Here is a 24,660-nt window from a genome sequence, read left to right on the forward strand (position 1 = left end):
CGACGGATGTGCTGAGGGCGGGGTGCCGAACGCTCCGCCGGACGGGACGGGACGGTACGCGCTGCTACCCGCGCGCACCGTCCCGTCCGCCGGCCGGGACACCGCTCAGCGGCGCCCGCGCTCCGGCCCGCTCAGTCCGGCCCGCCGCAGTGCGTCAGCCATCGCGCTGTTGGCGGGAGCCGGGGCCGAGGACTGCCGTCCGCCGCTGCCGCCACCACCACGCTGCGCGCGGCCTCCCTGCCGTTGCTGCGGGGGCCGGCCGTCCTGCCCGCGCTCCCGGCGCTCCCCGCCACCACCCGACCTGGCCGGCTTGGACGCCGCCTCGTCGTCCAGCCGCAGCGTCAGCGAGATGCGCTTGCGCGGGATGTCGACGTCCATCACCTTCACCTTGACGATGTCGCCGGGCTTGACCACGTCACGCGGGTCCTTGACGAAGGTCTTGGACAGCGCGGACACATGCACGAGCCCGTCCTGATGGACACCGATGTCGACGAACGCGCCGAACGCCGCGACATTCGTGACGACGCCCTCCAGGACCATCCCGGACGTCAGGTCGCCCAGCTTCTCGACACCTTCCTTGAAGGTGGCCGTCTTGAACGCGGGCCGCGGGTCGCGTCCCGGTTTCTCCAGCTCGCGCAGAATGTCCGACACCGTCGGCAGCCCGAACTTGTCGTTCACGAAGTCGGCCGGATCCAGCGAACGCAGCAGCGGCGCGTTGCCCACCAGTGAACTTCCGCCCGCCGACCTGGTCATGGCCCGCACCACCGGATAGGACTCCGGGTGCACGCTCGACGCGTCCAGCGGGTCGTCGCCGTCCCTGATGCGCAGGAAGCCCGCGCACTGCTCGTACGCCTTGGGGCCCAGCCTCGCCACGTCCTTGAGCGCCTTGCGGGACCGGAAGGGGCCGTTGGCGTCGCGGTGCGCCACGATGTTCTCGGCGAGCCCCGACCCGATGCCCGAGACCCGGGAGAGCAGCGGCGCCGAGGCGGTGTTGACGTCCACCCCCACGCCGTTCACACAGTCCTCGACGACCGCGTCGAGCGAGCGGGAGAGCTTCACCTCGGACAGGTCGTGCTGGTACTGGCCCACGCCGATCGACTTGGGGTCGATCTTGACCAGCTCGGCGAGCGGGTCCTGGAGCCTGCGGGCGATCGACACCGCGCCGCGCAGCGTCACATCCATGTCCGGCAGCTCCTGCGAGGCGAACGCGGAAGCCGAGTAGACGGAAGCGCCCGCCTCCGAGACCATCACCTTCGTCAGGTTCAACTCGGGGTGCTTGGCGCACAGTTCGCCCGCCAGCTTGTCGGTCTCCCGGGACGCCGTACCGTTGCCGATCGCGATCAGGTCCACCGCGTGCTCCTTCGCCAGCCGGGCCAGCTTGGCGAGCGCCTCGTCCCACCGGTTGGCCGGGACGTGCGGGTGGATCACATCGGTCGCCACGACCTTGCCGGTCGCGTCGACGACGGCCACCTTCACGCCCGTACGGAACCCGGGGTCCAGGCCGAGCGTGGCGCGGGTCCCGGCCGGTGCGGCCAGCAGCAGGTCGCGCAGGTTCGAGGCGAAGACCTTCACCGCCTCGTCCTCCGCGGCGGTCCGCAGCCGAAGCCTCAGGTCGATCCCCAGATGTACCAGGATCCGGGTGCGCCACGACCAACGCACCGTCTCCGCAAGCCACTTGTCGCCTGGCCTGCCCCGGTCGGCCACTCCGAAGCGCCGGGCGATCATCGCCTCGTACGTCGACGGTCCCGCGGTGTCCCCGGGCTCCTCCGGTTCGAGGACCAGGTCGAGTACGTCCTCCTTCTCGCCCCGGAGCATCGCCAGCACCCGGTGCGAGGGCAGCGCGGTGAACGGCTCCGCGAAGTCGAAGTAGTCGGCGAACTTGGCACCGGCCTCTTCCTTGGCCTCCCGCACCTTCGCCGTCAGCCGCCCGCGCGACCACATGCGTTCACGCAGCTCACCGATGAGGTCGGCGTCCTCGCCGAACCGCTCGGTGAGGACGGAACGCGCGCCCTCCAGAGCGGCGGCGGGATCCGCCACGCCCCTGTCCGCGTCGACGAACGCGGCGGCGGCCACGAGCGGTTCCACCGAGGGGTCGCCCAGCAGCCCGTCGGCGAGCGGTTCGAGACCGGCCTCGCGGGCGATCTGCGCCTTGGTCCGGCGCTTCGGCTTGAACGGCAGGTAGATGTCCTCCAGCCGCGCCTTGGTCTCCGCTGCCCGGATCTGCGCCTCCAGCGCGGCATCGAGCTTGCCCTGCTCCCGTACGGAGTCCAGAACTGCCGTCCGCCGATCCTCCAGCTCCCGCAGGTAGCGCAGCCGCTCCTCCAGCGTGCGCAGCTGCGCGTCGTCGAGCATCTCGGTCGCTTCCTTGCGGTAGCGAGCGATGAACGGCACGGTCGAGCCGCCGTCGAGCAGCTCGACGGCGGCCTTCACCTGCCGTTCCCGGACGCCGAGTTCGTCGGCGATCCTGCCTTCGATGGAACCTGGGGTGGTCGTGGTCACGATCCCGTACCGCCTTCTCGCTGGGCTTGCCGCATTCCTCCGGGGAAGTCCCCGGAACCCCTTCGGACGGGCGGCCCGCCGGTCCTGGCCGGACCGCCGTCACGAGAGGGAAAACAGTGCACCAGCATTGTGGCAGGCGGCACCGACAGGCCGGGGGCCACGCTCCGCGGAGGCGGCGGAGCGCCGGTCCGGCGGCCGGTCGCGGCGAGTCCGTCAGTCTCGCAGGTACGACGGGAAGGCCCCCGCGCCCGCCGCGGTGACCACGAAGTCGTGGACGAGCTCGGTGAGCCGTTCCACGCCCTCGGCGCCCAGGTGCGCGTACGGTGCCAGGTCGAGCCGGTCCGTCTGCGACTCGATGTCCTTGCGGAGCTGGATCCCCGCCTCGGTGAGCCCGTCCCCGGCGTCCATGAGCCCACGTCCGCGCAGTCGTTCCGCGGCGGAGTCCCAGTCCTCCTGGCCCCAGCCCCGGGTGGTGAGGAGCCAGCTGCGGGCCATGCCCTTGCCGGTCGCGGTGTGGCTCACGAGCGCCTCCAGCGGGCCCATTCCGGCAGTGAGCAGCACCGCGAGATGCCCGTCGCCGCGGTGTTCGCGCAGCAGTGTCGCCGCGTGCCAGAGCGCCAGATGCGGCTGCTCGGGCACCGGCAGATCGGCATGGGCGGAGTACAGCGGCCGGGCGTGTCGGGTACAGGCCTCGGTGGCCCGCTGCGCGAGCCGCGCGGCCTCCGCCATTTCGGCGGAGGCTACGGCCTCCTCGCCGAGCACCCGGCGCAGCGTGCGGTCCGCGGCGCGCAGCCGGGCGCCGAGCACGGCCTCGGGCGAGGCCGTCTCCCACACCGCGGGGACGTACCGGGCGATCAGCTCGGGGTTGAAGTTGTAGAACGCGGCGGCGATCGTGCCGGGCCCCACGGCCCCCATGGCGGCGCCCCGCGCGCCGAAGTAGGCGGAGCCCGCGTCGTCGACCCCGATTCCGGCGAGCTCCTCGGTGAATTCGGGGGAGAAGAACACCGTCGAGTGCAGGGGGTTGAGCACGTTGTGGCAGCGACGGCCGGCACGGGGCGGGAGAGAGGTCATGAGCCGCATGTTACTGACGGGTTGATGCACGGGGAAGGGTCGGGCCGGTACGCGGGGTGGAGAGCCGATGGCAGGAAAGGTGGGAAGTTCGTCATTGCGGCCACCACCAAGGCCGCGAATGATGAGAGGCATGCCTCAGCGATCCGTGCTGGTCGTCCTCTTCGACGATCTGCAGAGCCTGGATGTGACCGGCCCGGTGGAAGTGTTCTCGGGTGCCGGACAGGTGCGGGGGGAGCCGTACCGGATCCGTACGGCCTCCGTCGACGGTTCCGCCGTCCGTACCTCCAGCGGCCTCACCCTCGTCCCGGACGGCTCCCTGGCCGATGCCGACGACCCGCACACCCTGCTGGTCCCCGGCGGCCGGGGCACCCGCCACCCCGACCCCCGGCTGACCGACTGGCTGCGCGAGCACGCCCCGCGCGCCGAGCGCATCGTCTCCGTCTGCACGGGGGCACTGCTGCTCGCCGCGGCCGGACTGCTGGACGGCCATCGGGTCACCACGCACTGGTCCGTCTGCGACCACCTGTCCAGGTCGTACCCCTCCGTGGACGTCGACCCGGATCCGATCTTTGTGCGGGACGGGAAGCTCGCCACCTCCGCCGGAGTCACCGCGGGCATCGATCTCGCGCTCGCCCTGGTCGAGGAGGACCACGGCCGGGACACGGCACTGACCGTCGCCCGGCACCTCGTCGTCTTTCTCCGACGCCCCGGCAACCAGGCCCAGTTCAGCGCGCAGCTGGCCGCCCAGACAGCCCGGAGCGAACCGCTCCGTGAGGTCCAGCAGTGGATCAGCGAACACCCGGGCGGCGATCTGTCGGTCGAGTCCCTCGCCGCCCGCGCACGCCTCTCACCCCGGCACTTCGCCCGCGCCTTCCACGCGGAGACCGGCACGACGCCGGGCCGGTACGTGGAACGCGTCCGCCTGGAACAGGCCAGACGCCTTCTGGAGGACACGGCGGCCGGCGTCACGGAGATCTCCCGCGCCTGTGGCTACGGCACCCCCGAGGCCATGCGCCGCGCCTTCGTCAGGGCGCTCGCCACCGCACCCGCCGAATACCGTCGCCGCTTCCGCGCCGCGCCGTCCGGCAGCACCCCACCCGTCGTCCCCTGTCCCGTCGGCTGAAAGGCACCCCGTGCAGATCGCCATCGTCCTCTTCGACCGCTTCACCGCACTCGACGCGGTCGGCCCCTATGAAATGCTCAGCAGCATCCCGGGCGCCGAGACGGTCTTCGTCGCCGAGCGGACCGGGCCGGTACGCAACGAGAGGGGCGCCCTCGCGCTCGTCGCGGACAAGAGGCTCGACGAGGTGCCGCACCCCGACATCGTCGTGGTGCCGGGCGGCCCCGGGCAGTCCGCCCAGATGGAGAACGAGGCGCTGCTCGGCTGGCTGCGGACGGCGGACAGCACCAGCACCTGGACGACCTCGGTGTGCACCGGCTCACTGCTGCTGGCGGCGGCGGGTCTGCTCAAGGGGCGCCGCGCCACCTCGCACTGGCTGGCGCTCCCCACGCTCAGCACGTTCGGAGCCGAGCCGACCGGCGAACGCGTCGTCACCGACGGCAAGTTCATCACCGCGGCCGGGGTGTCGTCCGGCATCGACATGGGGCTCTCCCTGGTCGGCCGGATCGCCGGTGACGAACACGCCCAGGCCGTCCAGCTGCTCACCGAGTACGACCCGCAGCCCCCGTACGACGCGGGCTCGCCGCAGAAGGCCCCCGCCGCGCTGGTCGAGAAGCTCCGGAACAGAAGCCGTTTCATCCTTCAGTGACGGCCGGACTCCAGGTGAACCGGGGCTCGCGCCGCTCCAGGAAGGCGGTGACCCCCTCCACGGGGTCGTCGGCGGCGCGGGCCCGCGCCCGCCAGTACGCGTCCCGGTCGCCCCGCCCGTCGGCGAACTCCTTGGCCGCGGTCTGGGTCAGCTGCGAGCGGGACACCAGCACCCGGCTGAACTCGGCGATGCGCCGGTCGAGTTGACCGGGAGGCAGTACCTCGTCCACCAGCCCGGTGCGCAGCGCCCGGTCGGTTCCGATCAACTCGGCCGAGAACAGCAGGTACTTGGCGGTCGCCGGGCCCACCAGCGACACCAGCCGGGCGGTGGACGGAGCGGGGTAGACGATCCCGAGCTTCGCGGGGGTCACCCCGAAGGAGGCTCCCTCCTCCGCGAACCGGAGATCGCAGGCAGCCGCCAACTGGCAGCCGCCGCCCACGCAGTACCCGCGCACGGCGGCGATCGTGGGCTTGGGGAATCCGGCGAGTGCCTCCTCGGCTCCGACCGCGAGCCGCTGAGGTTCTTCCCCGGCCGCACCGGGACCACGCAGTGTCGATATGTCGGCGCCCGCGCAGAACGTGTTCCCCGCGCCGGTCAGTACCATCATCCGTACGGCCGGGTCGGCGGCCAGTGTGTCCAGCAGCCCGGGGAGGGCCCGCCACATCCCGGCCGTCATGGCGTTGCGCTTGGCGGGGTGGCTGATCACGACGGTGGCGACCCCGTCGGCGACGGTGTGCTCCAGCTGCGGTTCCATGGCCGGATGCTATCGGGGCCGAATCCGCGGACGTCATCGGCGGATGCTGTCCGCAGGCATCTGCTGTCCGCAGGCAGCGCCCGAGGATGCCGTTCGTGGATGTCGTCCTTGGATGCTGTCCGTAGACGTCTCCGTAGACGTCAGAGAGAGGCCGGCATCGGTCATGCGCGCGCTACGATGCAGCAAATCCAGTCGAATTGCGTCGATAGGCGCTGACTTCTGTTCAGCTGCCCGGCACCGACCCGGTCATTCCCAACACTCGTCGTGTGGTCACCATCGAGCGCGAGGGCGGGAGCCGGGACATGGAGAGCCGCGGGAGCAACAGCCCGCCCGACCCGGCAGTCGCCGGCCCCCTGCCGTACGAGGGTGTCTGGCGGTTCACCGCCCCCGCGGTGGACGTCTCCGTACCGCAGGCGAGGCACGCCGTACGCGATCTGCTGGAACGCCAGCAGGTCCCGGTCGGCGGCGACACCGTCCAGGGCCTGCTGCTGATCGTCTCCGAACTCGTCACCAACGCCGTACGGCATGCCGCGCTGCTCTCACCGGAGATCGCCGTGGAGGTGGCCGTCGGGACGTCGTGGATCCGGGTGTCCGTCGAGGACAACCACCCCTACCGGCCGAAGGCGCTGGAGGCGGACCACGGTCAGACGGGCGGCCGGGGGCTGATGCTCGTACGGGAGATCACCGGGGAAGCGGGCGGGACCTGCGGGGTCGAGCAGACGGCGAACGGCGGCAAGGTCGTCTGGGCCGCCCTGCCGCTCGTCGTCACCGTCACCAGCCCCCGTTCGACCCCGTCAGCTCTCTGACCGCGGGGCGCGCCGCGTCCAGCACCGTCATGAACCACGAGGAGAACGGCGCCGAGGCGTGCCGCTCGGCCAACTCCGCGGCGGTGACGAAGGCCGTGTCGTCGACCTCCTCGGGGTCCGGACGCAGCGCCGCCTGCGCCAGCCCGACGAAGAGGTGGTTGAACTCCTGCTCCACCAGGCCCGAATCGGGGTCCGGGTGGTTGTAGCGGACCGTGCCCGCCTCGGCGAGCAGCGCGGGCGAGATGCCCAGCTCCTCGTACGTACGACGGGCCGCCGCCGCGAAGGGGGACTCGCCCGGATACGGGTGCCCGCAACAGGTGTTGGACCACACTCCGGGGGAGTGGTACTTGCCGAGCGCCCGACGCTGGATCAGCAGCCGCCCCGACTCGTCGAAGAGGAACACCGAGAAAGCCCGGTGCAGCTGACCCGGGGCCTGGTGGGCGGAGAGTTTCTCCGCCGTCCCGATGGTCCTGCCGCTCTCATCGACCAGTTCGAGCATGATCGCTTCTGCTGCGCCGTTCGACATAACCATCCTTCGCATCGGGCGTCACCGGCTCCTCAGTCTGCCGTACAAAAGCGGCTTGTCCGCACTTCGGAGCGCAAGACGTGTCGGTGCCCCCGCCGCACCGTGCGGCAGGGGCACCGACCGGACTATCAGAATTCGCCGGTCGCCGGGAAACCGGTCCGGCTGCGGGAGCACCGTGCGGGAGCGGCGCAACCACATTCCCCGCCGTTTCCACCAGGTGCAACGAGCCTGTCGCGCAAGGGGTTTCACCCGTGCACTCTCAGTGACAGAGCTTCGCCTCGTGCTCCGCGTGGCCGCCCGGCTCCAGTTGGAACGTGCAGTGCTCGACATCGAAATGATGGCCGAGACAGCCCTGCAGCTCGTGGAGCATCTTCTCGTGCCCGATCGAGTCGAGGACATCGGGACTGACCACCACGTGCGCGGACAGGACCGGCATTCCCGAAGTGATCGTCCACACATGGAGATCATGTACGTCGGCCACACCGGGCAGGGCCAGGATGTGGGCCCGTACCTCTGCCATGTCGACGTCCTTGGGTGCCGCTTCCAGCAGGACGTCGAGCGTCTCGCGCAGCAGCTTGACCGTACGCGGGACGATCATGAGACCGATCACGATCGAGGCGACCGGGTCGGCCGCCTGCCAGCCGGTGGTGAGGATCAGCCCGGCCGCGATCAGTACCGCGACCGAACCGAGCGCGTCCGCCAGCACCTCCAGATAGGCGCCCCGGACATTGATGCTCTCGCTCTGCCCCCTGACGAGAATGGACAGCGAGATCATGTTGGCGACCAGCCCGATGAGACCGAAGACGATCGTCAGGCCGCCCGCGGTGTCGGCCGGGGTGATGAACCGCTGGATCGCCTCGTAGAGGACGTACCCCCCGACGCCCAGTAGCAGCAGACAGTTGGCGAGCGCCGCGAGGATCTCCGCCCGTGCGTAGCCGAAGGTGCGGTTCCCGCCGGCCGGGCGGTTGGCGAAGTGGATCGCCAGGAGCGCCATGGCGAGCCCGAGGGCGTCCGTCGCCATGTGCGTGGCGTCCGCGATCAGTGCCAGCGAGTCGGCCAGCAGGCCGCCGGTGATCTCCACCACCATCACGACCAGCGTGATGCAGAGCGCGATACGCAGCCGCCCCCGGTGGGCGGCCCCCGCGGTGCCCGTCAGGGGCGGCCCTCCGTGCGTATGCCCGTGGTCGTGCCCAGCCCCCATGAGGAACCACCTTCCGGATCGTGAGCGTTCCTGTCCGAGAGGTCAGCTAACTACGGGGTAGGGGTATCGGGCAACACGGGACTGAACACCGTTGTCAGCTGCTCTGACCTGCGGAAATGATTGCAGGTCAGAGCCTTGCGACCGGCAGCTCGCCCCGCGCGTCGGGGTGTCGCAGACACCAGCCCTGCCAGGCCGACTCGACCATCTCGCGCACCCCGCGCGACGCCGACCAGCCCAGCTCGCCGCCGATCAGCTCGGCCGACGCGACGGCCTTCGCGGCGTCGCCGGGGCGGCGCGGCCCGATCACGGGGGGCAGCGCCCGCCCGCTGACCTCGCCCACCAGGTCGGCCAGCTCGCGTACCGATACGCCCTCGCCGCTGCCGATGTTGACCGTCAGGTCCCCGGAGTGGCTGTCGGCGGACAGCTTGCGGGCCACGGCGAGATGGGCGTCGGCGAGATCGGCGACATGGATGTAGTCACGCACGCAGGTGCCGTCGGGGGTCGCGTAGTCGTCGCCGAAGATCAGCGGGTGCTCACCGCGGGTCAGCCGGTCGAAGAACATCGGGATGACGTTGTACACCCCGAGGTCGGCCAGCTCCGGAGCCGCCGCTCCCGCCACGTTGAAGTAGCGGAGGCAGGCCGTGGACAGCCCGTGCGCCCGGCCCGCCGCCCGGACCAGCCACTCGCCGGCCAGCTTCGTCTCGCCGTACGGATTGATCGGGGCGCAGGCGGTCGACTCGGGGATCAGCTCCGCGTCCGGCACGCCGTAGACGGCGGCCGAGGAGGAGAACAGGAACCGCCGTACCCCCGCCGCGGCCACGGCTTCCAGCAGCACCGTCAGGCCGTACACATTGTCCCGGTAGTAACCCAGCGGCTGCTCGACGGACTCACCGACCTGCTTCCTGCCCGCGAGATGCACCACACCACTGACCTCGTACCCGGCCAGCGCCGCATCGAGGAGGCCGCGGTCCAGCACCGATCCGCGGACGAGGGGGACACCGTCCGGGAGCCGCTCGGCCAGGCCGCTGGAGAGATCGTCGAGGACGACCACCCGCTCGCCGGCCGCCGCCATCGCGCGCACCACGTGCGCCCCGATGTACCCCGCCCCACCTGTGATCAGCCATGTCATACCGGCCACCCTATAGATCCCCGGGGGCCGCGGTTTGTGGGGCGAGGCATCGATCGATCATGATGACCGCGGCAGGTTGCGCACAGCCCGGCCCGGTCTTTTCGGGACGTAAACGGCCCGTGAACTCCTGCTTCCGTCCATCCGATAGCCTCTGCCGACATGCCGCCCGCCCCTGCTGGGAACGGGCCGTCTCCGCGTGTGTCACGCCAGCTCCAAGGAGTGAGTTCGTCTGTCGACCGCCATCCTCGCCGGTGTGCCGGTACCCGGATCGTCGCTCGACGGCGATCTGCGGTCGCTGGGCTTTGACGTATGCACCGCAGCCGACGCCGAAGAAACCGTGAAGCTGCTCACCGCGGCCCCCGCCGACGAGCGGGTGGCGGTGGTCGACACCCGTTTCGTCGGTCACCTCCACGCGCTGCGCCTGGCGCTGACCGACCCGCGCTTCGCCGCTGCCGCCGTCCCCGGGGCGCTCACCGTCCAGCCCGAGGCCCGCCCCGCGCTCACCCGCGCGCTGGCCACCGCCGAGCCGGGCCCCGACACCCTCGCCGCGGCACTGGACGACGCGGGGACCGCCGTACAGCGCCCCGAACTGGGCACGCTCGTCGCCGCCGTCCCCACCGACCCGCAGACCCGGCACGAAGCCAGGGCCGCCGTCGCCGCGGTCGACGACGAGGCGGTACGGCTGCGTACGGCGGTGAAGTCCCGCGACGGCTTCTTCACGACGTACTGCATCAGCCCCTACTCGCGGTACATCGCACGCTGGTGCGCCCGCCGGGGACTGACCCCCAACCAGGTCACCACCGCCTCGCTGATCACCGCGCTCATAGCGGCGACCTGCGCGGCGACCGGCACCCGCGGCGGCTACATCGCCGCGGGCCTGCTGCTGCTCTGCTCCTTCGTCCTCGACTGCACCGACGGGCAGCTCGCCCGCTACTCGCTCCAGTACTCCACGCTCGGCGCCTGGCTGGACGCGACCTTCGACCGGGCCAAGGAGTACGCCTACTACGCGGGCCTCGCCCTGGGAGCCGCCCGCAACGGCGACGACATCTGGGTCCTCGCGCTCGGCGCGATGGTGCTCCAGACCTGCCGCCATGTCGTGGACTTCTCCTTCAACGAGGCCAACCACGACGCCTCTGCCAACACGAGTCCCACCGCGGCCCTCTCCGACAAGCTCGACAGCGTCGGCTGGACGGTCTGGGTCCGCCGCATGATCGTGCTGCCGATCGGTGAACGCTGGGCGATGATCGCCGTGCTCACCGCGGTGACCACCCCCCGCATCGTCTTCTACGCACTGCTCATCGGCTGCGCACTCGCCGCCTGCTACACCACGGCGGGCCGGGTCCTGCGCTCGCTGACCCGCAAGGCCACCCGTACCGACCGCGCGGCCCAGGCACTGGCCGACCTCGCCGACTCCGGCCCGCTCGCCCAGTTCTTCGGCCAGGTCCTGAAGGGCCCCCGCAACGCCCTGCCGGTGATCGCGTTCGTCGGCGGCGCGGTGGTCGTGGGTACCTCGCTGTTCGCCCCCGTCGGCAGCTGGTGGCCCGTCGTGGGCGCCGCCGTGTACTGCGTCCTCTCCGGTATCGCCGTCTCCCGCCCCCTCAAGGGCGCGCTCGACTGGCTGGTGCCGCCGGTGTTCCGGGCGGCCGAGTACCTCACGGTCCTCGTTCTCGCCGACCGCTCCGGCGTACCCGGGGCCCTGCCCGCGGCCTTCGGCCTGGTGGCGGCCGTCGCCTACCATCACTACGACACGGTGTACCGCATTCGCGGCGGCACCGGCGCGCCGCCCCGGTGGCTGGTGCGTACGGTCGGCGGCCACGAGGGCCGGACGCTGGTGGTGACCGTACTCGCCGCCGTACTGACGACGCAGCACACCGACAACACCCGCTTCACCGTCGCGCTCACGGTGCTCGCCGTGGCCGTAGCGCTGGTGGTGCTCGCGGAGAGCATCCGTTTCTGGGTGTCCTCCGGAGCACCCGCTGTACATGACGAAGGAGAACCCGCATGATCGGCCTCGTACTGGCGGCCGGCGCCGGCCGGCGTCTGCGCCCCTACACCGACACGCTTCCCAAGGCCCTGGTGCCCGTCGGCCCCGAGCAGGACGGCGGCGCGAAGACCGTCCTCGACATCGCCCTGGGCAACTTCGCGGAGGTCGGACTCACCGAGGTCGCGGTCGTGGTCGGCTACCGCAAGGAGGCCGTGTACGCGCGCCGGGCGGAGCTCGAAGCCACGTACGGCGTCACGATCACCCTGATCGACAACGACAAGGCCGAGGAGTGGAACAACGCCTACTCCCTCTGGTGCGCCCGTGAGGTCCTGAAGCAGGGCGTCATACTCGCCAACGGCGACACCGTGCACCCGGTCTCCGTCGAGAAGACCCTGCTCGCCGCCCGTGGACAGGGCCAGAAGATCATCCTCGCCCTCGACACGGTGAAGCACCTCGCCGACGAGGAGATGAAGGTCATCACGGACGGCGACGACGCCGTCTCGAAGATCACCAAGCTGATGGACCCGGCGTCCGCCACCGGCGAGTACATCGGCGTCACCCTCATCGAGCCCGAGGCGGCCGACGAGCTCGCCGACGCCCTCAAGGTCACCTTCGAGCGCGACCCCGACCTGTACTACGAGGACGGCTACCAGGAGCTGGTGAACCGCGGCTTCCGCGTCGACGTGGCCCCGATCGGTGACCTGAAGTGGGTCGAGATCGACAACCACGAGGACCTGGCGAAGGGCCGTGAGATCGCGTGCCAGTACTGACGAGGCTCATCCCGTCCCCGGTCGTCGTCGACATCAGCGGCGGCGCCCTGGACGGGCTGGCCGGGCTCCTCGCCGACCAGCGGATCTCCGCGTCGGGGAAGCTCGCCTTCGCCATAAGCGAGGGCTCGGGCCAGGCGCTGCGCGAGAAGCTCGCGCCGGTGCTGCCCGGCGCCGACTGGTACTCGGTCGCCGACGGCACCATCGACTCGGCGGTGCGGCTGGCCGACGGCATCAAGGGCAAGCGGTACGACGCGGTGGTCGGCCTCGGCGGCGGCAAGATCATCGATGTGGCGAAGTACGCGGCGGCACGGGTAGGTCTGCCGATGGTGGCCGTCGCGACGAACCTCTCGCACGACGGCATCTGCTCGCCGGTATCGACTCTGGACAACGACAACGGACGCGGCTCCTACGGGGTACCGACCCCCATCGCGATCGTCGTCGACCTCGACGTGATCCGGGAGGCGCCGCCCCGCTTCATCCGCTCCGGCGTCGGCGACGCGATCTCCAACATCTCGGCCATCGCCGACTGGGAACTGTCCCACCAGGTCAACGGCGAAGCGGTCGACGGACTTGCGGCGGCCATGGCCCGCACCGCGGGCGAGGCGGTCCTGCGCCACCCCGGCGGGGTCGGCGACGACGAGTTCCTGATGGTGCTCGCCGAGGGGCTCGTCCTCTCCGGCATCGCGATCTCGATCAGCGGCGACACCAGGCCCTCGTCCGGCGCCTGCCACGAGATCAGCCACGCCTTCGACCTGCTCTTCCCCCAGCGTGCGGGCAGCCACGGCGAACAGGTGGGCCTCGGTGCCGCCTTCGCGATGCACCTGCGCGGCGCGGCCGACGAGGCCGGACTCTTCGCGGACGTCCTGCGCAGGCACGCCCTGCCCGTACTGCCCGGGGAGCTCGGCTTCAGCGTGGACGAGTTCGTCCAGGCCGTCGAGTACGCCCCGCAGACCCGCCCCGGGCGCTTCACCATCCTCGAACACCTCAACCTGTCCACAGACCAGATCAAGGACGCTTACGCCGACTATGCAAAAGCCATCGGTAGCTGAACTCCGCCCGGTCGTTCACCCTCCGGGCGTCAAGGACCGGCGGAGCGGCGAGCACTGGGGCGGCCGGTTCTACATGCGCGAGGTATCGCTGCGCATCGACCGCCACCTGGTGAACACGCGCATCACGCCCAACCAGCTGACCTATGTGATGACCGTCGCCGCCGCCTTCGCCGCCCCCGCCCTCCTCGTACCGGGGATCTGGGGCGCGGTGCTCGGCGTGCTGATGGCTCAGCTCTATCTGCTTCTCGACTGCGTCGACGGCGAGGTCGCCCGCTGGAAGAAGCAGTACTCGATGGTGGGCGTCTACGTGGACCGCGTAGCCGCCTATGTGCTCGACGCCGCGGTGCTGGTCGGCTTCGGTCTGCGCGCCGCCGACCTCTGGGGCTCCGGGCGGATCGACTGGCTGTGGGCCTTCCTCGGCACCCTCGCCGCCCTCGGCGCCGTCATGATCAAGTCCGAGACCGACCTCGTCGGCGTCGCCCGTCACCAGCAGGGGATGCCGCCGGTCAAGGAGACGGCGTCCGAACCGCGCTCCTCCGGCATGGCACTGGCCCGCCGGGCGGCCGGGGCGCTGAAGTTCCACCGGCTCGTCCTCGGGATCGAGGCGTCCCTGCTGATCCTGGTCCTGGCGATCGTGGACCAGATCAGGGGAGACCTGTTCTTCACCCGGCTCGGTGTCGCGGTACTGGCCGGCATCGCGCTGCTGCAGAGCGTGCTCCACCTCGTGTCCATCCTGGCTTCGAGCAGGCTCAAGTGAGCGCCCCGATGAAGGTCGGCGCGGTGATCATCACCATGGGCAACCGCCCCGACGAGCTGCGCGCCCTGCTCGACTCGGTCGCCAAGCAGGACGGCGACCACGTCGAGGTCGTCGTGGTCGGCAACGGCGCCCCGGTGCCGGACGTCCCCGACGGCGTACGCACCGTGGAGCTGCCCGAGAATTTGGGCATCCCCGGCGGCCGGAACGTCGGCATCGAGGCCTTCGGGCCGGGCGGCAGTGACATGGACGTCCTGCTCTTCCTCGACGACGACGGTCTGCTGCCGAACACCGACACGGCCGAGCTGTGCCGCCAGGCCTTCACCGCCGACCCCGAGCTGGGCATCATCAGCTTCCGGATCGCCGACCCGGACACCGGAGTCACCCAGCGCCGCCACGTCCCGCGGCTGCGCGCCTCCGACCCGATGCACTCCTCTCGCGTGACGACGTTCCTCGGCGGGGCCAACGCGGTACGGTCGAAGGTCATCGGCGAGGTCGGCCCGCTCCCCGGCGAGTTCTTCTACGCGCACGAGGAGACCGACCTGGCCTGGCGGGCCCTCGACGCGGGCTGGATGATCGACTACCGCGCCGACATGGTCCTCCACCACCCGACGACCGCCCCCTCCCGGCACGCGGTCTACCACCGCATGGTGGCCCGCAACCGGGTCTGGCTGGCCCGCCGGAACCTTCCCGCACCACTGGTGCCGGTCTATCTGGGCGTCTGGATGCTGCTCACGCTGCTCCGCCGGCCCTCCGGGGCCGCGCTCAAGGCCTGGTTCGGGGGGTTCAAGGAGGGCTGGACGACGCCCTGCGGACCCCGTCGTCCCATGAAATGGCGTACCGTCTGGCGGCTGACCCGACTGGGTCGGCCCCCGGTGATCTGAGAAGCTCCACCCTGAGAGCATCGGGCGTATTTTTGGGACCTGGCCCCTGCGCCTCGCCTGCACCCGATTCCGGCAGCGCATCTTGAACACGAAAGTTTCAACTTGTGAGTGACACAACCCATGGCGGTGCGGTCGCGCTGAGCGACCGCCCGTCTCCCGACGACGGTCTGTCCTCGGCCGAGCTGGCCGGAAAGTACGGCCTGTCGGTGAGCGGTGCCAGGCCTGGGCTCCTGGAGTACGTCCGCCAGATCTGGGGCCGACGCCACTTCATCCTGGCCTTCTCCTCCGCGAAGCTGTCGGCCCAGTACAGCCAGGCCAAGCTGGGGCAGCTGTGGCAGGTGGCCACCCCCCTGCTCAACGCGGCGGTCTACTACTTCATCTTCGGCCTGCTCCTCAACACCAAGAGGGGGCTGTCGCACGACGTCTTCATCCCCTTCCTGGTGACCGGGGTGTTCGTCTTCACCTTCACGCAGAGTTCGGTGATGGCCGGCGTCCGCGCGATCTCGGGCAACCTCGGGCTGGTGAGGGCGCTGCACTTCCCGCGCGCCTCGCTGCCCGTCTCGTTCGCCCTGCAGCAGCTCCAGCAGCTGCTGTACTCGATGATCGTGCTCGTGGTGGTGGCCGTCGGCTTCCACAGCTATCCGTCGCTGTCCTGGCTGCTCGTCATCCCCGTGCTCGCGCTCCAGTTCGTGTTCAACACGGGACTCGCGCTGATCATGGCGAGGCTCGGCAGCAAGACCCCCGACCTGGCGCAGCTGATGCCGTTCGTGATGCGCACCTGGATGTACGCGTCCGGCGTGATGTTCTCCATCTCGGTGATGCTCAAGGGCAAGCCGCCGTGGATCGCGCACGTGCTCCAGTGGAATCCGGCCACGGTCTACATGGACCTGGTCCGGTTCGCCATGATCGACGGGTACGGATCCGAGAATCTGCCTCCGCACGTCTGGGTGGCCGCAGCGGGCTGGGCGGTTCTGCTGGGCGTCGTGGGCTTCGTGTACTTCTGGAAGGCTGAGGAGCGGTACGGCCGTGGCTGAGGAAATGAACCAGGCGCGCATCCCCACGGTCATCGCCGACGATGTGCACATCGTGTACCGCGTCAACGCCGGTGGCGGCGGCAAGGGCGCGGCCACCGCGGCGCTCAGCCGGATCGTGGGCAAGGACAAGAGCGCGTCGCGCGGAGTCCGCAAGGTCCACGCCGTACGCGGGGTGACCTTCACGGCGTACCGGGGCGAGGCCATCGGTCTCATCGGATCCAACGGGTCCGGCAAGTCGACCCTGCTGCGGGCCATCGCCGGACTGCTGCCGACCGAGAGCGGCAAGGTCTACACCGACGGCCAGCCCTCCCTGCTGGGGGTCAACGCCGCGCTGATGAACGACCTCACCGGCGAGCGCAACGTCATCCTCGGTGGCCTGGCCATGGGCATGTCGCGCGAGGAGATCCGCGAGCGGTACCAGGGGATCGTCGACTTCTCCGGCATCAACGAGAAGGGCGACTTCATCACCCTGCCGATGCGGACGTACTCCTCCGGCATGGCGGCCAGGCTCAGGTTCTCCATCGCGGCGGCCAAGAACCACGACGTCCTCATGATCGACGAGGCGCTGGCGACCGGCGACCGCAAGTTCCAGATCCGTTCGGAACAGCGCATCCGCGAACTCCGCAAGGAGGCCGGCACGGTCTTCCTCGTCAGCCACAGCAACAAGTCGATCAGGGACACCTGCGACCGCGTCCTGTGGCTGGAGAAGGGCGAGCTGCTGATGGACGGTCCGACCGAAGAGGTCGTCAAGGCGTACGAGAAGGAGACCGGCAAGTAACCGGTCCACCGCAGAAGCCCCCCGCCGGATTTTCCGGCGGGGGGCTTCTCGTCTGCGGATCGCCGGACGGACCCGCCGGCCGCGGCGGGATCCGGGCGTCCGGCGGCGCGTCACGCACTGCTCCTGATGAGTCAAGTGATCGTCAAGTACTGTGCGCGCAGGGAAGGTTGTCGGCGATTGAAGTGTTCTTGTGATGTGCGCTGCACCCCGCCGACGTGCCAGGCGTTGTACAACGTAAGCTGTACCGGTGCTGATTCACGGCAAGTGGGGCCATAACCCCGCGTCGCCATCCCGGCGTCGCCTTGCCTGAAGGTCCGCGCGGCGTGTCCGAAATGGGATGTATTGAGTCAGCAGTGTAGAACGGGAGATGTGACGGCAATGGCAACGGACGTGTCCCAGCTCCGAGATGTTCTCGCCGTTCCCGCGCCTGGCAGCATGCGGTGACGGGCGTCCGGGACGCGGGCACCGACAGCCATGCGCGCACCACGCTCGACAAGGCCTCCGGCGAGAACTTCCCGGTGGCCCCGTTCTTCCTGCCACGTGCCTGGCGCGACGACCTGATGGCCGTGTACGGGTACGCCCGCCTCGTCGACGACATCGGCGACGGCGACCTCGCCTCACCCGCCACCGACGCCCGCCTCCTGGGCCTCGATCCCGCGCTGGCCGACGACCGGCTCGCGATGCTCGACGCCTTCGAGGCCGACCTCCACCGGGTGTTCGGGGACGCGCAGGAACAGCCGCGCCACCCCATCCTGCGCACGCTCCGGCCGACCGTCCGCCGCTGCGCCCTGACACCCGAGCCGTTCCTCGGGCTGATCCGGGCCAACCGCCAGGACCAGACGGTGCGGCGCTACGAGACGTACGAGGACCTCCTCGCGTACTGCGAACTCTCGGCCAATCCCGTCGGCCGCCTCGTCCTGCAGATCACCGGTACCGCCAGCCCGGAACGCATCCGGCGCTCCGACGCCATCTGCACCGCGCTGCAGATCGTCGAACACCTCCAGGACGTCGCCGAGGACCTCGGCCGCGACCGCATCTATCTCCCCGCCCTGGACATGAAGCGATTCCACGTCCGGGAAGCGGATCTGGCCGTGCCGAGCGCGGGTGCTTCCGTGCGGGCGCTCATCGCCTACGAAGCCCAACGCGCCCGGGGTCTGCTGAATGAAGGCACCCCGCTGGTGGGTAGCGTCCACGGCAGGCTCAAGCTGCTGCTCGCCGGGTTCGTCGCCGGTGGAAGCGCCGCTCTCCAGGCGGTCTCCGCCGCCGGATTCGACGTGCTTCCCGGACCGCCCAAGCCCACGAAGCTCACGCTGTTGCGCGAAGTGGGAGCCGTCTTGCGAGGAACGCGTAGAGAGGGGTGAGCCGGACAGTGGAGGGACACACGCTGGTCTCCGGGCCCGTAATGGCTGCATACACGTACTGCGAGGCAGTCACGGGGCAGCAGGCGCGTAATTTCGCGTACGGCATCAGGCTGCTGCCCGCAGACAAGCGGCAGGCGATGTCCGCGCTGTACGCCTTCTCGCGCCGCGTCGACGACATCGGCGACGGCGAACTGGCACCCGACGTCAAGCAGGAGCGGCTGGAGTCGACCCGCGAACTGCTCGGACGGATCCGTGAAGGAGCCGTCGACGAGGACGACACCGACCCGGTCGCGGTGGCCCTCGCCGACGCGGCACGACGGTTCCCGATTCCGCTCGGCGGGCTCGACGAGCTCATCGACGGCGTACTGATGGACGTGCGCGGCGAGACCTACGAGACCTGGGACGACCTGGAGGTCTACTGCCGTTGTGTGGCCGGTGCGATCGGCCGGCTCTCGCTCGGCGTCTTCGGCAGCGGCACCGGCACGGCCGACGCCGAGCGGGCCTCCGAGTACGCCGACACGCTCGGTCTCGCCCTCCAGCTCACCAACATCCTGCGCGACGTCCGGGAGGACGCGGGCAACGGACGCACGTACCTGCCTGCCGACGACCTCGCCAAGTTCGGCTGCTCCGCGGGCTTCCACAGCGCGACGCCGCCCGAGGGCTCCGACTTCGCGGGTCTGGTGCACTTCGAAGTGCGGCGCGCCCGCGCGCTCTTCGCCGAGGGGTACCGGCTGCTGCCCTACCTCGACCGCCGCAGCGGAGCCTGTGTCGCCGCGATGGCGGGCATCTACCGCCGTCTCCTGGACCGCATCGAAAGGGACCCCGAGGCGGTCCTGCGCGGACGTGTCTCGCTCCCCGGCCGGGAGAAGGCGTACGTCGCGGTGCGCGGCCTCTCCGGCCTCGACACCAGGCACATCTCGCGGCAGAGCGCCCGGAGGCGCGCCTGATGCCCCTCGACAGACCCGCTCCGCGAACCGCGGTCCGGCGGCACTCAACCTCCCGGGGGACCGGCGCGTCCCTGACTGCGATGCCCTGCTGTCCGGACCCGGCCGCCGGGGCCGAGAAGGAGGGCGTATGACAGCCGGAGGAACGCGCTCCGCGCACGCGGTGGTGATCGGCGGAGGCCTCGCCGGGGTCACGGCCGCGCTCGAACTCGCCGACGCCGGAGTGCGGGTGACCCTGCTCGAAGGCCGGCCGCGGCTGGGCGGCCTCGCCTTCTCCTTCCAGCGCGGCGAGCTCACCGTGGACAACGGCCAGCACGTCTACCTGCGTTGCTGCACCGCCTACCGCTGGTTCCTCGACCGGGTCGACGGAACGGCCCTGGCTCCGCTGCAGGACCGGCTCGACGTTCCCGTACTCGACGTCGCACCGGCCGGTGGCCCGCGGCTGGGCCGGTTGCGCCGCAGCGCGCTGCCCGTGCCGCTGCACCTCGCCAGGAGCCTCGCGACCTATCCGCATCTCTCGCTCGCCGAGCGGGCGAGCGTCGGCCGCGCCGCGCTGGCTCTCAAGGGACTCGACCTGGCCGACCCGGCCCTCGATGCCGTCGACTTCGCGAGCTGGCTGCGCCGCCACGGCCAGTCGGACCGCACCATCGAGGCCCTCTGGGACCTGGTGGGCGTCGCCACGCTCAACGCCACCGCGCCCCACGCCTCGCTGGGACTCGCCGCGATGGTCTTCAAGACCGGGCTGCTCTCCGAGGCGGGGGCCGCCGACATCGGCTGGGCCCACGTACCGCTCGGCGAACTGCACGACACACTCGCCCGCAAGGCGCTCGACTCCGCGGGGGTGCGCACCGAACTGCGTACCCGTGTCACGGACATCTCCCGTGACGACAACTCCGGTGCGGGCGAGGAGAGTTGGCGCGTCGAGGTGGACGGCGGGACGCTCACGGCCGACGCCGTCGTGCTCGCGGTGCCGCAGCGTGAGACCCATGCCCTGCTCCCCGAAGGCGCGCTCGAAACCCCTGGGAATCTGCTGGAGATCGGAACCTCACCGATCCTCAACGTCCATGTCGTGTACGACCGCAAAGTACTCCGGAAGCCCTTCTTCGCCGCGCTCGGCACCCCCGTGCAGTGGGTCTTCGACCGCACGGACGCCTCGGGGCTGAAGGGCGGCGGGCAGTACCTGGCGCTCTCCCAGTCCGTCGCGGACGACGACATCGACCAGCCTGTGTCCGTGCTGCGGCAGCGTTATCTTCCCGAGCTGGAACGGCTGCTCCCCGCCGCGCGCGGCGCGGGTGTACGGGACTTCTTCGTCACCAGGGAACGGACCGCGACGTTCGCGCCCGCCCCGGGTGTCGGGCGACTGCGCCCGGGTGCACGTACCAGGACACCCGGGCTCTATCTGGCGGGTGCGTGGACCGCCACCGGCTGGCCGGCGACCATGGAAGGCGCAGTGCGCAGCGGCTTCAGCGCCGCTGGTGCCGCGCTCTCCGGACTCGGCCGCCCCCACGATCATCCGCTTCAGGAGGCGGCATGAGCACTGTTACTGGAACAAGAGGAGAGCCTGTGACCCCGGCCGCAGACACCGTCGACATCGTCGCGCTTCTGGAGCGCGGACGGGCCCTGTCCTCACCGGTGCTGCGCGCTGCCGTTGACCGGCTCGCACCACCCATGGACACCGTCGCCGCCTACCACTTCGGCTGGATCGACGCCGAGGGCCGCCCCTCCGACGGGGACGGCGGCAAGGCCGTGCGCCCGGCACTCGCGCTGCTCTCGGCGGAGGCCGCGGGCGCCGCGGCGGAGGTCGGCATTCCCGGCGCCGTCGCCGTGGAACTCGTCCACAACTTCTCGCTGCTGCACGACGACCTGATGGACGGGGACGAGCAGCGCCGCCACCGGGACACCGTCTGGAAGGTGCACGGCCCCGCCCAGGCGATCCTCGTCGGCGACGCGCTCTTCGCACTGGCGAACGAGATCCTGCTGGAGCTCGGCACCGTGGAGGCCGGGCGCGCCACGCGCCGGCTCACCACCGCCACCCGCAAGCTGATCGACGGTCAGGCCCAGGACATCTCCTACGAGCACCGCGAACGGGTCACCGTCGAGGAGTGCCTGGAGATGGAGGGCAACAAGACGGGCGCCCTGCTCGCCTGCGCCGTCTCCATCGGCGCGGTGCTCGGCGGCGCCGACGACCGGACGGCCGACACGCTGGAGGCGTACGGCTACCACCTCGGCCTGGCGTTCCAGGCCGTCGACGACCTGCTCGGCATCTGGGGCGACCCGGAGGCGACCGGCAAGCAGACCTGGAGCGACCTGCGCCAGCGCAAGAAGTCCCTGCCGGTCGTCGCGGCACTCGCGGCCGGCGGACCGGCGTCGGAACAGCTGGGCGAACTGCTCGCTGCCGACGCCAAGAGCAATGACTTCGACACCTTCTCCGAGGAGGAGTTCGCCGCACGGGCGGCTCTCATCGAAGAGGCGGGCGGCCGGGAGTGGACCTCCCAGGAAGCCCGCAGGCAGCACGCGATCGCCATCGACGCGCTCACCGGTGTCGAAATGCCGGAAAGGGTACGGGCGCAGCTCATCGCGCTCGCCGACTTCGTCGTAGTACGGAAGAGATGATCACCATCGCCACATAATTCGCAGTCGCCGGCCGGCGTCCGTGGACGCCGGCCGACGGAGACCCCAGCACAGCAGAGGAAGTACTGCACGAAGGGGAAGCCATGACAGCGACGACCGACGGAAGCCCCGGAGCCATGGAGCCCCGCGCAGCCTCGGCCAGTGAAACAACCGAAACTATCCCCGTCGGCGATCCGGTACGTGACGCCGCCGAGCGGGCCGCAGCGAACTCCGTCGAGTACCTGCTCCGAGCCCAGGACGCCCAAGGCTGGTGGAAGGGCGATCTGGAAACCAACGTCACCATGGACGCCGAGGATCTGCTGCTGAGACAGTTCCTCGGAATCCAGGACGCGCGGACCACCGAGGCCGCGGGCCGGTTCATCCGGGGCGAGCAGCGCGAGGACGGCACCTGGGCCACCTTCTTCAAGGGCCCCGGTGAACTCTCCACCACCATCGAGGCGTACGTGGCCCTGCGGCTCGCCGGGGACGCACCCGACGCACCGCACATGGCACTCGCCTCCTCCTGGATCCGCGCCCACGGCGGGGTCGCCGCGAGCCGGGTGTTCACCAGGATCTGGCTCGCGCTCTTCGGCTGGTGGAAATGGGACGACCTCCCCGAGCTACCACCTGAGATGATTTTCCTGCCGAAGTGGTTCCCGCTCAACATCTACGATTTCGGCTGCTGGGCCCGGCAGACGATCGTGCCGCTCACCGTCGTCTCGGCGAAACGCCCGGTACGCCCGGCCCCCTTCGCCCTGGACGAGCTGCACATCGACCCCGGCGACCCCAATCCGGCCAAACCGCTTGCATCCGTGTCCAGTTGGGACGGGGCGTTCCAGCGTCTCGACAAGGCGCTGCACGTCTACCACCGCATCGCACCGCGAAGATTCCGCAAGGCGGCGATGAACGCGGCGGCCCGCTGGATCATCGAGCGGCAGGAGAACGACGGCTGCTGGGGCGGTATCCAGCCGCCCGCCGTGTACTCGGTGATCGCCCTGCACCTGCTGGGATACGACATCGACCACCCCGTGATGCGGGCGGGCCTCGCGTCGCTGGACCGGTTCGCCATCTGGCGCGAGGACGGCGCCCGCATGATCGAGGCGTGCCAGTCCCCGGTCTGGGACACCTGCCTGGCCACCATCGCGCTGGCGGACGCGGGGCTGAGCCCCGATCACCCGGCGCTCGTCAAGGCCGCCGAGTGGATGCTCGGCGAAGAGATCGACCGGCCCGGCGACTGGTCCGTACGCCGTCCCGAACTGGCCCCCGGCGGCTGGGCGTTCGAGTTCCACAACGACAACTACCCCGACATCGACGACACCGCCGAGGTCGTCCTGGCCCTGCGTCGCGTTCAGGTGCCGGACCGGGGGCGCCTGGAAGGTGCCATCGCGCGGGGCGTGCGCTGGAATCTCGGTATGCAGTCCAAGGACGGCGCCTGGGGAGCCTTCGACGCCGACAACGACAGTCCGTTCCCGAACCGGCTGCCGTTCTGCGACTTCGGTGAGGTCATCGACCCGCCGTCGGCCGACGTCACCGGGCACGTCGTGGAGATGCTCGCCATCGAGGGGAAGGCCCACGACCCGCGCACCCGGCGCGGGATCGAGTGGCTCCTCGCCGAACAGGAGGCGACCGGGGCCTGGTTCGGGCGCTGGGGCGTCAACTACATCTACGGCACCGGGTCGGTGATCCCGGCACTCACCGCGGCCGGGCTGCCCACCTCCCATCCGGCCATCCGCCGTGCGGTCTCCTGGCTGGAGTCCGTACAGAACGAGGACGGCGGCTGGGGCGAGGACCTCCGCTCCTACAAGGAGGAGGAGTGGATCGGGCACGGCGCCTCGACCGCGTCGCAGACCGCCTGGGCACTGCTGGCGCTGCTCGCGGCGGGGGAGCGGGAGAACAAGGCCGTGGAGCGGGGCGTCAGCTGGCTCGCCGAGACACAGCGTCCGGACGGCGCCTGGGACGAGCCGTTCTTCACCGGCACCGGCTTCCCCTGGGACTTCTCGATCAACTACAACCTCTACCGGCAGGTCTTCCCGCTCACCGCACTGGGACGGTACGTCCACGGTGAGCCCTTCGCCGCGACCCGGCAGGGGAGCTGATGGCGGAGGCCCCTGACAGTGCGCCGCTGCTGATCGCCTGTGCGCTCGGCATCGAGAAGTTCGCCCTGCGCACCGGCGGGCGCGGCGGCGCACCGGGTCCGGTGACCGTACTCCGTACGGGCATGGGGCCCGAGGCGGCGGCACACGCCGTCACCCGCACGCTCGGCGAGGCCCCCGCGCGGGACTCCGCCGTGATCGCCTCCGGCTTCTGCGCCGGTCTGCTGCCCGGGATGAACCCGGGCGACGTGATCGTCGCGGACGAGACCAGGCACGCCGCGGGGGTCACCCCCTGTGTGGGCACCGAACTCCTCGCCAAGGCGTTGGCCGCCACCCTGCCCGGCCGAACCGTGCACACCGGTCCGATGACCGGCTCAGACCATGTAGTACGCGGCCACGAAAGGGCCGAGCTGCGTGCCACAGGGGCGATCGCCGTGGACATGGAATCCGCGGCGACGCTCTGGAGCGCCGTAAGGGCCGGGCCCCGCCCGGTTGCGGCCGTACGAGTGGTCGTGGACGCTCCAGAACATGAACTCGTCCGAATCGGGACGGTACGCGGTGGAATATCGGCCTTCCGCGTTCTCCGTGCCGTCCTTCCAGCTTTCTATGAATGGCACCGTTCTTTGCTGCTCCCCAGGAGGTGA

22 protein-coding genes are annotated in these 24,660 nt (G+C 70.5%); 16 read left to right on the forward strand and 6 right to left on the reverse strand.

Annotated elements, in window-relative coordinates:
* Positions 1-105 precede the first annotated feature (105 nt).
* The gene (locus OG709_RS31820; protein ID WP_250302900.1) at positions 106-2,499 is read right to left on the reverse strand and encodes a Tex family protein; all 2,394 of its coding nucleotides are present in this window, start codon (positions 2,497-2,499) and stop codon (positions 106-108) included.
* 213 nt (positions 2,500-2,712) lie between these two features.
* The gene (locus tag OG709_RS31825) at positions 2,713-3,570 is read right to left on the reverse strand and encodes an SCO6745 family protein (RefSeq protein ID WP_266645833.1); all 858 of its coding nucleotides are present in this window, start codon (positions 3,568-3,570) and stop codon (positions 2,713-2,715) included.
* A 130-nt stretch (positions 3,571-3,700) separates the two neighbouring features.
* Between OG709_RS31825 and OG709_RS31830 the strand changes: the two genes are divergently transcribed.
* Both OG709_RS31830 and OG709_RS31835 read left to right on the forward strand, forming a co-directional pair.
* On the forward strand, positions 3,701-4,693 hold the full coding sequence (locus OG709_RS31830) for a GlxA family transcriptional regulator (RefSeq protein ID WP_250302903.1): 993 nt from the start codon (positions 3,701-3,703) through the stop codon (positions 4,691-4,693).
* A gap of 10 nt (positions 4,694-4,703) precedes the next feature.
* A complete protein-coding gene (locus OG709_RS31835) occupies positions 4,704-5,339 on the forward strand; it encodes a DJ-1/PfpI family protein (protein ID WP_329168610.1) in 636 nt (211 codons plus the stop codon).
* Here the strand turns inward: OG709_RS31835 and OG709_RS31840 are convergent.
* Positions 5,326-6,093, reverse strand: a complete 768-nt coding sequence (locus OG709_RS31840; protein ID WP_329168612.1) for an enoyl-CoA hydratase/isomerase family protein — start codon at positions 6,091-6,093, stop codon at positions 5,326-5,328. The genes OG709_RS31835 and OG709_RS31840 overlap by 14 nt on opposite strands.
* A gap of 266 nt (positions 6,094-6,359) precedes the next feature.
* Here OG709_RS31840 and OG709_RS31845 point away from each other — a divergent pair, with 266 nt between their 5' ends.
* Positions 6,360-6,899, forward strand: a complete 540-nt coding sequence (locus tag OG709_RS31845; RefSeq protein ID WP_266645830.1) for an ATP-binding protein — start codon at positions 6,360-6,362, stop codon at positions 6,897-6,899.
* On the opposite strand, the gene idi is transcribed toward OG709_RS31845, so the two are convergent.
* The 3 genes from idi to galE all read right to left on the reverse strand — a co-directional run bounded on the left by idi (position 6,865) and on the right by galE (position 9,755).
* Complete coding sequence (gene idi, locus OG709_RS31850; RefSeq protein ID WP_250302911.1) at positions 6,865-7,425, reverse strand: isopentenyl-diphosphate Delta-isomerase; 561 nt, start codon at positions 7,423-7,425, stop codon at positions 6,865-6,867. The genes OG709_RS31845 and idi overlap by 35 nt on opposite strands.
* A 259-nt stretch (positions 7,426-7,684) precedes the next feature.
* On the reverse strand, positions 7,685-8,626 hold the full coding sequence (locus OG709_RS31855; protein WP_266645829.1) for a cation diffusion facilitator family transporter: 942 nt from the start codon (positions 8,624-8,626) through the stop codon (positions 7,685-7,687).
* Positions 8,627-8,753: 127 nt separating this feature from the next.
* The gene (gene galE, locus OG709_RS31860) at positions 8,754-9,755 is read right to left on the reverse strand and encodes a UDP-glucose 4-epimerase GalE (protein ID WP_266645828.1); all 1,002 of its coding nucleotides are present in this window, start codon (positions 9,753-9,755) and stop codon (positions 8,754-8,756) included.
* A 229-nt stretch (positions 9,756-9,984) separates the two neighbouring features.
* Between galE and OG709_RS31865 the strand changes: the two genes are divergently transcribed.
* From OG709_RS31865 to OG709_RS31925, 13 genes are all read left to right on the forward strand, one after another.
* Positions 9,985-11,760, forward strand: a complete 1,776-nt coding sequence (locus OG709_RS31865) for a DUF5941 domain-containing protein (protein WP_266646232.1) — start codon at positions 9,985-9,987, stop codon at positions 11,758-11,760.
* Positions 11,757-12,509, forward strand: coding sequence for a phosphocholine cytidylyltransferase family protein (locus tag OG709_RS31870; protein WP_250302917.1), 753 nt, complete (start codon positions 11,757-11,759; stop codon positions 12,507-12,509). The genes OG709_RS31865 and OG709_RS31870 overlap by 4 nt, the downstream gene beginning before the upstream one ends.
* The gene (locus OG709_RS31875; RefSeq protein ID WP_250302919.1) at positions 12,497-13,558 is read left to right on the forward strand and encodes an iron-containing alcohol dehydrogenase family protein; all 1,062 of its coding nucleotides are present in this window, start codon (positions 12,497-12,499) and stop codon (positions 13,556-13,558) included. Before OG709_RS31870 ends, OG709_RS31875 begins: the two co-directional genes overlap by 13 nt.
* Positions 13,536-14,315, forward strand: a complete 780-nt coding sequence (locus OG709_RS31880; RefSeq protein ID WP_250302921.1) for a CDP-alcohol phosphatidyltransferase family protein — start codon at positions 13,536-13,538, stop codon at positions 14,313-14,315. The genes OG709_RS31875 and OG709_RS31880 overlap by 23 nt, the downstream gene beginning before the upstream one ends.
* Entirely contained in the window at positions 14,312-15,196 is an 885-nt protein-coding gene (locus tag OG709_RS31885) for a glycosyltransferase family 2 protein (RefSeq protein ID WP_266645825.1), read from the forward strand. Before OG709_RS31880 ends, OG709_RS31885 begins: the two co-directional genes overlap by 4 nt.
* A 104-nt stretch (positions 15,197-15,300) precedes the next feature.
* Positions 15,301-16,230, forward strand: coding sequence for an ABC transporter permease (locus OG709_RS31890; RefSeq protein ID WP_250302924.1), 930 nt, complete (start codon positions 15,301-15,303; stop codon positions 16,228-16,230).
* 4 nt (positions 16,231-16,234) lie between these two features.
* Complete coding sequence (locus OG709_RS31895; protein WP_374211320.1) at positions 16,235-17,008, forward strand: ABC transporter ATP-binding protein; 774 nt, start codon at positions 16,235-16,237, stop codon at positions 17,006-17,008.
* A gap of 440 nt (positions 17,009-17,448) precedes the next feature.
* Positions 17,449-18,369, forward strand: a complete 921-nt coding sequence (gene hpnC, locus OG709_RS31900) for a squalene synthase HpnC (RefSeq protein ID WP_266645823.1) — start codon at positions 17,449-17,451, stop codon at positions 18,367-18,369.
* Entirely contained in the window at positions 18,366-19,316 is a 951-nt protein-coding gene (gene hpnD / locus OG709_RS31905; protein WP_250302928.1) for a presqualene diphosphate synthase HpnD, read from the forward strand. Before hpnC ends, hpnD begins: the two co-directional genes overlap by 4 nt.
* A gap of 88 nt (positions 19,317-19,404) precedes the next feature.
* Positions 19,405-20,847: a hydroxysqualene dehydroxylase HpnE gene (gene hpnE, locus OG709_RS31910; protein WP_323136673.1), complete on the forward strand. Its 1,443-nt coding sequence runs from the start codon at positions 19,405-19,407 to the stop codon at positions 20,845-20,847.
* Positions 20,844-21,926 (forward strand): polyprenyl synthetase family protein, encoded by a 1,083-nt coding sequence (locus OG709_RS31915; protein ID WP_266645818.1) that lies wholly within the window; start codon positions 20,844-20,846, stop codon positions 21,924-21,926. Before hpnE ends, OG709_RS31915 begins: the two co-directional genes overlap by 4 nt.
* Positions 21,927-22,027: 101 nt before the next feature.
* Positions 22,028-24,019: a squalene--hopene cyclase gene (gene shc / locus OG709_RS31920; protein WP_329168616.1), complete on the forward strand. Its 1,992-nt coding sequence runs from the start codon at positions 22,028-22,030 to the stop codon at positions 24,017-24,019.
* Complete coding sequence (locus OG709_RS31925; protein WP_329168618.1) at positions 24,019-24,660, forward strand: phosphorylase family protein; 642 nt, start codon at positions 24,019-24,021, stop codon at positions 24,658-24,660. The genes shc and OG709_RS31925 overlap by 1 nt, the downstream gene beginning before the upstream one ends.

Source organism: Streptomyces sp. NBC_01267, assembly GCF_036241575.1.
In the GTDB taxonomy this organism is placed as follows: domain Bacteria; phylum Actinomycetota; class Actinomycetes; order Streptomycetales; family Streptomycetaceae; genus Streptomyces.

What these genes read in the sequence shown, in the direction of transcription:
- OG709_RS31915 (WP_266645818.1), top strand. Translation starts at nt 20,844, where the DNA reads ATGAGCACTGTTACTGGAACAAGAGGAGAGCCTGTGACCCCGGCCGCA.
- OG709_RS31925 (WP_329168618.1), top strand. Translation starts at nt 24,019, where the DNA reads ATGGCGGAGGCCCCTGACAGTGCGCCGCTGCTGATCGCCTGTGCGCTC.
- OG709_RS31855 (WP_266645829.1), bottom strand. Translation starts at nt 8,626, where the DNA reads ATGGGGGCTGGGCACGACCACGGGCATACGCACGGAGGGCCGCCCCTG.
- OG709_RS31830 (WP_250302903.1), top strand. Translation starts at nt 3,701, where the DNA reads ATGCCTCAGCGATCCGTGCTGGTCGTCCTCTTCGACGATCTGCAGAGC.
- OG709_RS31825 (WP_266645833.1), bottom strand. Translation starts at nt 3,570, where the DNA reads ATGACCTCTCTCCCGCCCCGTGCCGGCCGTCGCTGCCACAACGTGCTC.
- idi (WP_250302911.1), bottom strand. Translation starts at nt 7,425, where the DNA reads ATGTCGAACGGCGCAGCAGAAGCGATCATGCTCGAACTGGTCGATGAG.
- shc (WP_329168616.1), top strand. Translation starts at nt 22,028, where the DNA reads ATGACAGCGACGACCGACGGAAGCCCCGGAGCCATGGAGCCCCGCGCA.
- OG709_RS31840 (WP_329168612.1), bottom strand. Translation starts at nt 6,093, where the DNA reads ATGGAACCGCAGCTGGAGCACACCGTCGCCGACGGGGTCGCCACCGTC.
- OG709_RS31880 (WP_250302921.1), top strand. Translation starts at nt 13,536, where the DNA reads ATGCAAAAGCCATCGGTAGCTGAACTCCGCCCGGTCGTTCACCCTCCG.
- galE (WP_266645828.1), bottom strand. Translation starts at nt 9,755, where the DNA reads ATGACATGGCTGATCACAGGTGGGGCGGGGTACATCGGGGCGCACGTG.
- OG709_RS31870 (WP_250302917.1), top strand. Translation starts at nt 11,757, where the DNA reads ATGATCGGCCTCGTACTGGCGGCCGGCGCCGGCCGGCGTCTGCGCCCC.
- OG709_RS31895 (WP_374211320.1), top strand. Translation starts at nt 16,235, where the DNA reads ATGAACCAGGCGCGCATCCCCACGGTCATCGCCGACGATGTGCACATC.